The sequence below is a fragment of the uncultured Roseovarius sp. genome (genome assembly GCF_963972555.1).
Classification (GTDB): domain Bacteria; phylum Pseudomonadota; class Alphaproteobacteria; order Rhodobacterales; family Rhodobacteraceae; genus Roseovarius; species Roseovarius mucosus.
The window spans coordinates 272,938-281,589 of the sequence record NZ_CAXAUM010000002.1; the positions used below are offsets into that span (position 1 = coordinate 272,938).

General features: G+C 60.3%; 7 protein-coding genes. 2 read left to right on the top strand and 5 right to left on the bottom strand.

Going from position 1 to position 8,652, the window contains the following annotated elements; translation table 11 throughout:
• Positions 1–13: 13 nt before the first annotated feature.
• The 5 genes from AACZ65_RS03110 to AACZ65_RS03130 all read right to left on the bottom strand — a co-directional run bounded on the left by AACZ65_RS03110 (position 14) and on the right by AACZ65_RS03130 (position 5,580).
• Positions 14–1,441: a sulfotransferase family 2 domain-containing protein gene (locus tag AACZ65_RS03110; protein ID WP_339667900.1), complete on the bottom strand. Its 1,428-nt coding sequence runs from the start codon at positions 1,439–1,441 to the stop codon at positions 14–16.
• 6 nt (positions 1,442–1,447) lie between these two features.
• Positions 1,448–3,148, bottom strand: a complete 1,701-nt coding sequence (locus AACZ65_RS03115) for a beta-1,6-N-acetylglucosaminyltransferase (RefSeq protein WP_339667902.1) — start codon at positions 3,146–3,148, stop codon at positions 1,448–1,450.
• A 25-nt stretch (positions 3,149–3,173) separates the two neighbouring features.
• Positions 3,174–4,160 carry a glycosyltransferase family 2 protein gene (locus AACZ65_RS03120; protein ID WP_037270384.1) on the bottom strand — a complete coding sequence of 329 codons (987 nt, stop codon included), beginning with the start codon at positions 4,158–4,160 and terminating at the stop codon, positions 3,174–3,176.
• A gap of 163 nt (positions 4,161–4,323) precedes the next feature.
• On the bottom strand, positions 4,324–4,875 hold the full coding sequence (locus tag AACZ65_RS03125) for an ActR/PrrA/RegA family redox response regulator transcription factor (protein ID WP_037270382.1): 552 nt from the start codon (positions 4,873–4,875) through the stop codon (positions 4,324–4,326).
• A gap of 75 nt (positions 4,876–4,950) precedes the next feature.
• A complete protein-coding gene (locus AACZ65_RS03130) occupies positions 4,951–5,580 on the bottom strand; it encodes an SCO family protein (RefSeq protein ID WP_339667908.1) in 630 nt (209 codons plus the stop codon).
• Positions 5,581–5,667: 87 nt separating this feature from the next.
• On the opposite strand from AACZ65_RS03130, the gene AACZ65_RS03135 reads away from it, so the two are divergent.
• The gene (locus AACZ65_RS03135) at positions 5,668–7,056 is read left to right on the top strand and encodes an ActS/PrrB/RegB family redox-sensitive histidine kinase (RefSeq protein ID WP_339668019.1); all 1,389 of its coding nucleotides are present in this window, start codon (positions 5,668–5,670) and stop codon (positions 7,054–7,056) included.
• A gap of 85 nt (positions 7,057–7,141) precedes the next feature.
• The gene (locus AACZ65_RS03140) at positions 7,142–8,647 is read left to right on the top strand and encodes a PAS-domain containing protein (RefSeq protein ID WP_339667910.1); all 1,506 of its coding nucleotides are present in this window, start codon (positions 7,142–7,144) and stop codon (positions 8,645–8,647) included.
• The last annotated feature ends 5 nt before the right edge of the window (positions 8,648–8,652 follow it).

An 8,652-nucleotide genomic window follows, 5' to 3' on the forward strand; every position in this document is an offset into this window, starting at 1 on the left:
AGGCACGGCGCTGTCACGCCCAATCGCCAAAGCCAAAGGTCATGTAGTCGCGTAAATAGGCGTCGCGCGTCAGAGCCTCGATTTCGGCATCGTAGATCTCGGCCAGTGGAAAGGGTGCGGTGTCGCGCGCGTTGGCCGGGGAAGGAGCCTTGGAATAGCCCACCTGCCGGGCCAAGGCGGTCAGATACCCCGCCATTTCACTTTCCCGCACCACCATGTCGGGCGGGGCGAAGTCCGCCAATCCCTCAAGTACGGCGGCCTGCGTCGCCCAATGGGCATCCACCCTTATGCCGGTCTGTCCCGCGAGATTTGCCTTGAGAAACCGCAGAAAGGCGGCAAACGCCTCTCGATGCGCGGCGCGATCATAACTCGCATCCAAATCCCCTTGGGGAATCGGCAGTTTGTGAAAATTGCGCAGCGTGCGGCGAATGTCGCGATAGCATCCCGGTCCCTTGATCAGGATTTTGTCGCAAAAGGCAGCATGCGCGCGTGCCACCGGGTGTCGCAACACGGTAAAGCGTCGATGCCCTCCCTTGCGCCGCATCCATTGCCGCAGCGCCTTTTGATTGAGCTTGGTGGGCAAGGTGTCTACCGGCACATTGTCCAGTGACGCGAGCCACGCACAAACCTCTGCCTCGGGACCGGAGCGCACCGGCATATAGAGCAAGGGCGCGCGTGCCGCGCTGACGAATCCGGGCACGGCCGCGCCGCGTCGCGGCTCGAAATTGGGGGTGCGCGTCAGGTTGAACGGATCGAGCCCCGCCAGCGCCCGCTCCATCTCCGTGAAATTCTCGACCTTGCTTTCCAGTGGTTCAGGGTTCTGCTTCTTGAGCGAAGCATCGAGCGCCTCGAGCCGCGTCTCGCAGCCCAGGTAGCGCGCCAGACCGTTCATCACCTCGAGGTTTTGCAGATCCTCGTAGGCCACGTAAAACGCCGTCTGCCCCGCGGCCTGTAGCCGGTTCAGCAGCAACACCTGAAACGCCTGCAGCCGGCCCACATGCAGCTCGAACTCTTCTGGATCAAAGGTGATCTTGCTGTCGCGCCGGCGTTTGACATTGGTCAGCTTCCATTGTCCCGTGGCCTGCGCAATCTTCCACGACACATAGCTCTCGACGGGGTTGCGTGTCAGGATGATCTTGGCGCAGCGCGGATCGTCGAGCATCAGATCCAGAATACGCGGGTCGTGGTCGTGGAAATAGCGAAACCCGCCGATGCCTTGTGATTGCCCCTTGATTGCGCCGATCAACCGCTCTGGCACCTCGTCCCGCTCAGCTTGGGTCAACCCCAAGAGCTCTGTCTTGTTGGGATAGCCGATGAAATGCGGATTGAACGCCTCGCCATGGCATTCGATCCCGTCAAAGGCATTCAGGTTGCTTTCAAGAAAATTGGACCCGGTGCGCATCTCTGCGAACACCACGAAATAATCAAAATTGCCTGTCATTCGGCCTTATCGCACAAGATAGGGTTTGCGGGGATTGTTCTGCGGTTCGTTTATCCCCTGCTCCACCGGAAAATCCCCCATCACATAGGGGTGCATCCCTTGATTCTTGAGGTTTTGCAGGAATTGACCAAAGCCGGTCAGATCGGCCATGCGCGGCACCTCGGCCAAACCGCGCAGGTTCTGCTGGCCAATTTCGTCGATGATTGTTTGCAATGGCTCCATCGGGGCCTCGATGAATTCGGCCATGGTCCAGATGCGCACCCGTGCCTTGATCCATTGCGAGCGCAGCACCTCCAGATGCTTGCTCTCTATCCGCTGCAACTGTGCCGCCTCGCGCCGGATGTCCGAGAAATTGGCGTTGGATTTGAAGAGTGGAACCGCCCAAGCCCCCGAAATCACCGAAACCTGCGCGTTGGGGTCGCGGACAATATCCCACTCGATATCCGTCAGCACATCGCGTGGTCCCATCTGGAAACATTGCCGCTCGCCGCGCGTGTTCCAGATCAGATTGGCCAGAAAGGCGCGCGGGTTGTAATCGCGCAGCGCGGCACTGTCTGACAGCGCCCCGTTCATCACCATCTGCCCGTCGGAAAATTCGGCCCGTTCCGGCGCAAAGAGATGGCCATGCACCCGCATGCCGGTCATCCGTGCCAGCCACGGCTCGAAATTCTCGAAAAGATCGCTGAAACCCTCGAACACCGAATAGGGTGCGCAGGTTAGTCCGTTCTCGCGCCCCTCGACCGGAAACCGGCTCTGCATATAGAGACCGGGGCGCCCGCGCGTGCGCCGCTCCACCGCCTTGGCGAAAATGCGGTCGATCTTGCCGGGGTTCGGCTCTGTCCGCTTCATCGCACTGGCCTGATCGGTCAAGAACGCCTCATAAAGACGGTCGGCAAAGGGCCAGATCTTGCGCGCGACAAAGCAGTCGGAGCGCCGCAAGAGTTGCAGGTGATCATCATAGAAAATATGCGGCTTGCCCTGATAGTCGAATTTCGACAGCGTCAGTGACCGGCTCTCGATTTGGCGGGAATATTGCCGCGCCAGGGTCTGAAAATAGCTCTCGTCGGGAATCCACACCTTGGAGAAATAACGGTCATAGATCCGCCTCTCCGGGTCTTCCAGAATGGCGGATAGCGTTTGCCGCGTCAGACACCACCACTGGCTTCCCATATGCGGCACGATACCGTTGGGAATGCGCCGCTTGAACCGCACCAGCCTTTGAAGCGCGACGTATTTGTCAAAGAGAAAGCGGTTCTTACGCCAGGAAAACGGAAACCTCAGCGTGAATCGCTCTTGATCCAAGCCGCCGATGGTCCAAGGCACGTCCGCCGTTGTGGCACTCTCGATGAAATCGGTATGTGGCCGCTTTCCCAGATAATCGATCAACTCTTGCACCGGGCGCAACGGGAGGCACGAACCAGAGGCAAGATACACATGCCGCACCGCTTTGAAGTCGCGCAGCATGATCTCAGCGGCCCCCTGTGTTGCCGCGACCAGCCCCCAGGTGCCCCACTCACACCGATGGCGCGGGGCAAAGCGCACATCGCTCATGTCCGAGAGCGCCTGCACAAAGGCATTGTAGGTCTTGCGTGGGACTGCCTTATCGACGTGGATAACCAGCGGACAGCCTGAGGCCGCCCAGTGGCGCGCCACCTGTTCGGCGCGACCAAAGGCCGTATGAACCAGCATGATGATGCCGACGCTCATTCTGTCCCTGTTCCCGTCCCCGTGCTCATGCCCAGTTCCCCTTGGACATCAACCCGAGAATTTCTAATTGTCGCCAGTTTATATATTTTTCCGACCATTTGCACCAAAGTTCGGGATTGTCCTTCACCAACTCTGCATAGGCCTTGTATTCGACGCTGCCGGAATAATGCTGGCGGCGGGTCAGTTCCTCTGCCGCCTTGACGGTAAAGGTGTCCAGAAACTTGGCATGGAGCAGGATGCCACTCGCCTTTTCCCCGCCCCATTCGTCATAGGTCAGGTTCAGACCGCGCGGCAGGATCATATGGGTCGAGCTTTCATAGGCATAGCGCCGGTCCCACCGCACCAGCGGTGTCTTGTTCAGCGCCGGCGCCTTTTTGGGGTTGTCCGGGAAAAACACCCGCGCCCGCGGCCCGCCCTGAATCCAGAGATTGCCGTAAAACTTATTCTTTTCGATGATGTAATTACCGGGATCGAACCATGCGGCAATCTCTATCGGGTTTTGCCCCGGCTGATAGGGAACCGCATCAATCCGCCCCTTGGGATACATATCGAGCAGCATCGCGCCAAAGGATTTGACCTGAGAGGTATCCAGCCAATCGGTCAGCGCCCGAATGGGGCGCGTATCGCAGAACGGATAGATGAAGAATTCATCAGGATCGACGACCAGCGTCCAATGACCATGGCCATATTTGCCCTGTAACCAGTTGAGCCAATCCACCCCGAACCGCGCGCGCTTGTAGCTCGATTTGGTTGACCATAGCGACACATCCTCTTGCGCCGCCAGATATTCCGCGCCACCATCGGTGCTGTCATTATCCACGATCAGAAAGTGCGAAATCCCCAATTCGCGGTAATAGCGCAGGAAATAGGGCAGGCGAATATGCTCGTCACGCATGGTTGAAAATAACAACACATCGCCCGGCTTGATCCGATCGGTGCGGTTGATCACCGGATTAAGCGAAAAATGCTTGCGAAACGCGCGAATCTTCGCCCGTTTGCGCCGCAACCGCATCCGATATGACTGCCATGCCCCCAAAAATCACGTCCTGTTGCCTGCCCGGAACGGCCTTACATTATTCCTCAATGTTTAATACGGGCTTTTGAGAAACAATCTTAGCTAAAAATATAGTCTGTTGACGCTAAATGATCAAATCGCACCCCGGCGCGGTGCAAACTTACTTGGGCGACCGCTTGGCGAGGATGCGCTGCAAGGTGCGGCGGTGCATATTGAGGCGACGAGCGGTTTCGCTCACGTTGCGATCACAAAGTTCATAGACCCGCTGGATATGCTCCCATCGCACCCGATCGGCGCTCATCGGGTTCTCGGGGGGCGGCGGCAGGTCGGCGCCATTGGCCAAGAGGGCGTTGGTGATGTCGGTGGCATCCGCTGGCTTGGACAGGTAATCCGTGGCCCCGATTTTGACCGCCGCAACAGCGGTTGCAATCGCGCCATAGCCCGTCAGCACCACGATCCGGCTGTCGGGGCGTTTTTCGCGGATCACCTCGACCACGTCGAGCCCGTTGCCATCCTCGAGCCGCAAATCGCAAACCGCGTAGGCGGGGGGGCGCGCCGTGGCAATCGCGCGCCCGGCCGCGACCGATCCTGCCGTTTCAACCTCGAAACCGCGCTTTTCCATCGCCTTGGCCAGACGTTTCAGAAACGCCTCGTCATCATCCACAAGCAGAAGAGACCTATCTTCACCGATATCCTGTATCTCGTCGGTCATGCCGTCCCTCCCGCTCCGCCATTCTGACACAGGTTCTAGCCCGCAGCCTGACCTGCGTCAAACAAACGCGCTATTCTAACGAGCGTCAAGAAAACATTGAACGCGATCAGCCATTTGCTCTGCGGTCACGTCACGGCGGAAAAACTCGACAAAGCCATGCTCGGGAAGGGACAGATAGGTCATCGTGGAATGGTCCACGAGATAGAAATCCTCTTCGCCCTCGGTTGGCTGATGCGCCTGGAAAAACGTACGATAGGCCTTTGAGGCGGCACGCACCTGTTCTTCGCTGCCGGTCAGGCCAAGCAGGCGGGGGTGCACATAGTCGGTGTATTCCGCCATCACCTCGGGCGTGTCCCGCTTGGGATCAATCGAGATGAACACCGGCTTGACCATTTCACCACGGTCCTCGAGCAGATCGACCGCCTCGGCATTGCGCGTATTGTCGAGCGGGCAGACATCAGGGCAGAACGTATAGCCGAAATAGATCAGCGCCGGCTGGTCGATCACCTCTTTGTCGGTCACGGTCTCGCCGGTCTCGCTGACAAGTGTAAACGCACCGCCGATCTGCGACACCCCGCCAGCGACATTCGACGCCCGGCACTGCGCAAACTGGTCGTCGTCTCCCTTCATCATGGTCATGGCATAGGTGATCCCCAGCCCGAGGATGGCGGCTAATCCAGCGGCAATGGCGATCAATCGGGTCATGGGATGTCCTTGCGTTCGTGGGGTCAGAGTGCGACGCTGCCTATGTATCATCCCACCTCTCGCATGCAATGGGACGCAGGCGCACATATGGTTGAACTCTCGCCAGAACCCTTGAAATCCCCGCAACGCGGCAACTGGATTCGCCTGCGCACGCTGGTGCTTTTGCGTTGGTGGGCCATCGTGGGGCAGGCGACCGCCCTCATCATCGCCGAGCGGGTCTATGGGCTCGATCTCGAAATCGGCCTGTGTTTTCTGGTGATCGGTGTTTCCATCGTCAGCAATCTGGTGGCTTCCTTCGTCTTTGCCGAGAACAAGCGCCTGTCGGAACAGGATACTTTTCAGGTCGTGCTCTTCGACATGCTGCAACTGGGGCTATTGCTCTATCTCACGGGCGGGCTGCACAATCCCTTTTCGATCCTGATTGTGGGGCCGGTCACGGTGTCGGCCTCCGCGCTCTCGGGGCGCTCCACCGCTTTTCTCGGCGCGATGGCGATCATGATCGTCACGCTCTTGATGCAATTCTACTTGCCACTGCGGCTTCAGGACGGTTTCGTTCTGGCGATGCCGGATGTATTCCGCTTTGGCAACTGGGTGGCGATTGTTATCGCGGTGCTTTTCCTCGGGGTCTATTCGCGATGGATCGTGCAGGAAATGCGCGCCATGTCCGACGCCCTGCAAGCGACGCAAATGGCCTTGGCGCGCGAACAGAAACTGACCGATCTGGGCGGCGTGGTGGCCGCCGCCGCGCATGAGCTGGGCACGCCGCTGGCCACGATCAAACTGGCCAGTGCCGAATTGGCCGAGGAACTCGCTGACTACCCGGACCTGCGCGAGGATGCTCTGCTTATCGTGCAGCAGACCGATCGCTGCCGCGACATCCTGCGTTCCATGGGGCGCGTGGGCAAGGATGATCTGCACCTGCGCAGCGCCCCCCTCACCGCGCTCATCGAAGAGGCGGCAGAGCCGCATATCGCGCGCGGCAAACACATACATTTCGACCACGGGCCAGAGGATTTGACCAGCCAACCCACGGTGCTGCGCCGACCCGAGGTGATCCACGGCCTGCGCAACCTGATCCAGAACGCCGTGGATTTCGCCCGTGACAATGTCTGGGTCGAAAGCGGCTGGACCGCGGATACAATCACCCTGCGCATCATGGATGACGGGCGCGGCTATCCGCCCGACATGCTGGGGCGCATCGGCGATCCTTACATCCGCCGCCGCGCCCCCGCCAACGACCCACAGCGCCCGGAATACGAGGGCATGGGCCTAGGTCTATTCATCGCCAAGACCCTGCTGGAACGGTCAGGCGCCGATCTCACCTTTGCCAATGGCTCGGATTCCTTTCGCAAAGAGGCCAGCCGTGCCGCGCGCACCGGCGCCTTGGTCGAGGTGTCCTGGCCCCGCGACGCGCTCGAGGCCCCATCCGGGGCTCTCAACCCCGCCTTGGGCCTCAATCAGCCTTTGCGCGGATGATCCCCGGTCGGCGTTAATACCCTCTTAACCACTCTGGGCCAAGCTTGGTCTCGGAACCCGCCTGCGAGGGATGTAGATGTTTGCCATGGCTGCTTCGGATATCGCCGTTCTTGTGCCTTTGGCGCTTCTATTGTCATTGGGTATTCTCTGGCTGATGGGCCGCCCCAGCCCTCTTAGCCGGCGCGCGCAAGCGGTACCGGGCCCGCGCGATGTGGCCTTTCTCTTTCGCGATGGCGTGCTGGTCGATCACGATGCCCGCTGCCTGTCTTTGCCCGAGGCCGCGACAGAGGTTAGCGATTGGTCGCGCTTTTGCCACTGGATGGGTTTTCGGTTTGGCGATCTGCCGCAACATCACGACGACATGCACGCAGGCCAGAGCATCTTCTTGAAGGCCGAGGATGGCGCGGCCCTCACCCTCATCCGGCAGCGAGATAGCCTGCGCGCCGTGCTGCGTGACACGGCCCCCGTTGACGCAGCCGCCTGCCACGCCCTCGCAAGCGAGCGTCACGATCTTCTCTCCCGGTCTTTGGCCGCCGAGCGTGCGCCCACCCCGATCTGGATCATGGATGGCGCCGGTTCCATCCTCTGGCAAAATGACAGCGCCGGCGCAGTGCCGCCCGCCCATGTTACGCATCTGACCGCGCGCCCCGACTTTCCGCCGGATGTGGGCGACACCTCCTGTGCGCGGCTCCGTCTTGCCGGCGAGTCGGGCGATCAGGATCATGTCTATGACCTGCATGTAACCCGCACCGCGATGGGCTGTGTCCACCACGCGCAGGACATCACCCGCCTTGTTCGTGCCGAAACGCTGCAACGCGAGTTTGTCCAGACGTTGAGCAAGACTTTTGCCGACCTCACCACCGGTCTCGTGGTCTTTGACCGGGCCATGATGCTTGCGGTTTTCAATCCCGCGCTCACGGATCTCACGGGTCTGCCCCCTGAATTCCTGAGCGCGCGGCCCAGCCTCTTTGGCTTTTTCGATGCCCTGCGCGACCGGATAGTGATGCCCGAACCCAAGAATTACGCAAGCTGGCGTAGCCAGATCACCGATATGGTCAAGAGTGCTGCGGGCGGTCTCTATCACGAGGTCTGGACCCTGCCTTCGGGCCAGACCTACCGCGTTACCGGGCGGCCCCATCCCGATGGCGCCGTGGCCTTTCTGTTCGAGGATATCTCGCTTGAGGTGTCGACAACCCGGCGTCACCGGCTGCAGATGGACCTGCGCCAATCCGTGATCGACCGTCTGGAGGAGGGCATTGCCGTGCTCGCGCAGGATGGCCGCCTGCTCTTTTGCAACACCGCATTTGGCGAGATGCTGGGGGTTGACCCGGATTCGAGCTTTGCCGAGATGGGCCTGCATGATGTCATCGCCGCCTGCGCGGCGCGCTACCCCGATCCCGGCCTTTGGCCCGAGGTCGAGGATCGCATCGCAACCCGGCGTCTGGTTGCAACCCTCCATGATCGCGCCGTGTCGCCGGGTCAGGCCGGGGCTGACCTGCGTGTCGTGCCGCTTGGGCGGGGGCAATCCATGCTCTGTCTCAAGGATCGCGCCATCGCCGAGGCCGACCGCGTGGGCCTGCCTCTGCGTTGAGACGG